This window comes from Arthrobacter sp. GCM10027362, from assembly GCF_042679445.1.
Classification (GTDB): domain Bacteria; phylum Actinomycetota; class Actinomycetes; order Actinomycetales; family Micrococcaceae; genus Crystallibacter.
Genome location: NZ_JBHTML010000341.1, coordinates 1 through 1786, shown reverse-complemented (window position 1 = coordinate 1786; position 1786 = coordinate 1). Strand labels below are relative to the sequence as shown.

At 68.3% G+C, this 1786-nt stretch carries 1 protein-coding gene and 1 pseudogene; both read right to left on the bottom strand.

Annotated features, from left to right (window positions below; all coding sequences use genetic code 11):
• Window positions 1-239 precede the first annotated feature (239 nt).
• Complete coding sequence (gene eno, locus ACFQ36_RS22440; protein WP_377017740.1) at window positions 240-1520, bottom strand: phosphopyruvate hydratase; 1281 nt, start codon at window positions 1518-1520, stop codon at window positions 240-242.
• A 77-nt stretch (window positions 1521-1597) separates the two neighbouring features.
• Window positions 1598-1786: pseudogene (locus ACFQ36_RS22435) on the bottom strand (hypothetical protein); the annotation flags it as partial.

The window sequence follows — 1786 nt, the reverse complement described above, 5'->3', positions numbered from 1 at the left end:
GCTTGCCGCCTCCCGCCGGGGCGCCGGCCGTCCCGGAACCGCGCTGGACCGGAGCGTTGTCCGCGGACCCGCTGCCGGCGTCCGGGCGGGGGGCCCGGGGCACTCGGGGGCGTCGAGTGGTCATTGAGCTCCTGGAACGGCCCAGGTCATGGACCTCTTGACTTAGCTTGGCCTATACGTCTTAAGCAGGGAGGCACAGGCCTCCCTGCTTAAGACAATAGCTGCTGCCGCCGGGCGGTTCAGGCTTTGAAACGCGGGAAGGCCGAGGCACCCGCGTAGCGGGCGGCGTCGTCGAGCTCCTCCTCGATGCGCAGCAGCTGGTTGTACTTCGCCACGCGCTCGGAGCGGGCCGGGGCGCCGGTCTTGATCTGCCCGGCGTTGGTGGCCACGGCAATGTCGGCGATGGTCGTGTCCTCGGTTTCGCCGGAGCGGTGCGAGGTGATCGTGGTGTAGCCGCTGCGCTGGGCCAGGGACACCGCGTCCAGGGTCTCGGTCAGCGAACCGATCTGGTTGACCTTGACCAGCAGCGAATTGGCGGTGCGGGAATCGATGCCCTGGCGCAGGCGCTCCGGGTTGGTCACGAACAGGTCGTCGCCGACCAGCTGGACCTTGTCCCCCAGGTCCGCCGTCAGCGTGGCCCAGCCGTCCCAGTCGGACTCGTCCAGCGGGTCCTCGATGGACACCAGCGGGTAGTCGGCCACCAGCTGGCCGTAGTAGGCGCTCATCTCGGCCGCGGACAGGGACCTTCCCTCGAACTGGTAGGCACCGTCCTTGTAGAACTCGGAGGAGGCGACGTCCAGGGCCAGGGCAATGTCCTTGCCCGGGGTGTAGCCGGCGCGGGTGATGGCCTCGGAGATGAGGTCCAGCGCGGCACGGTTGCTCGGCAGGTTCGGGGCGAAGCCGCCCTCGTCGCCCAGGCCGGTGGACAGGCCCTTCTCGTTCAGCACGGCCTTGAGGCTGTGGTAGACCTCCACACCCCAGCGCAGGCCCTCGGAGAAGGTGGAGGCGCCCAGCGGAGCCACCATGAACTCCTGGATGTCCACGTCCGAGTCGGCGTGCGAACCGCCGTTGAGGATGTTCATCAGCGGCACCGGCAGCACGTGCGCGTTCGGACCGCCCAGGTACTTGTACAGCGGCAGGTTGGCGGACTCCGCGGCGGCGTTGGCCACGGCCAGCGAGACGCCCAGGATGGCGTTCGCGCCGAGGTTGGACTTGTTGGCGGTCCCGTCCAGGTCGATCATGGTCTGGTCGATCAGGCGCTGGTCCGTGGCGTCGAAGCCCAGCAGCGCCGGCTGGATGGTGTCGACGACGGCGGCAACGGCCTGGGTGACGCCCTTGCCGAGGTAGCGGTTCTTCTCGCCGTCGCGGCGCTCCACGGCTTCGAAAGCACCTGTCGACGCGCCCGACGGAACGGCGGCGCGGCCCATTGAGCCGTCAGAGAGCAGAACCTCGACCTCAACCGTGGGATTGCCGCGGGAATCGAGGATTTCGCGCGCATGGATGGCATCAATAAGCGCCATGGAGTAGCTCCTGTTCATTGGAACGTCTTTGCATTCACTTCACGACAAGCCGCATGAGAGCACTGTCGGATCCAAGACTAATCGAGATCCGTGCTCCCCTTCTCCTGCATTACGCCATGCTGGAAACGCCGGACCGCCTTGCGCAGCGCCTGCTCCGGGTCCAGCCCGTGCGCGGCGGCGTCGCGGACGACGCCGAGCAGCAGCTCGCCCAGCTCCTCTTCCGTTTGCACGGGCGGCGCCTCCGCCCCGCGCTGCGCGCCCCGGCC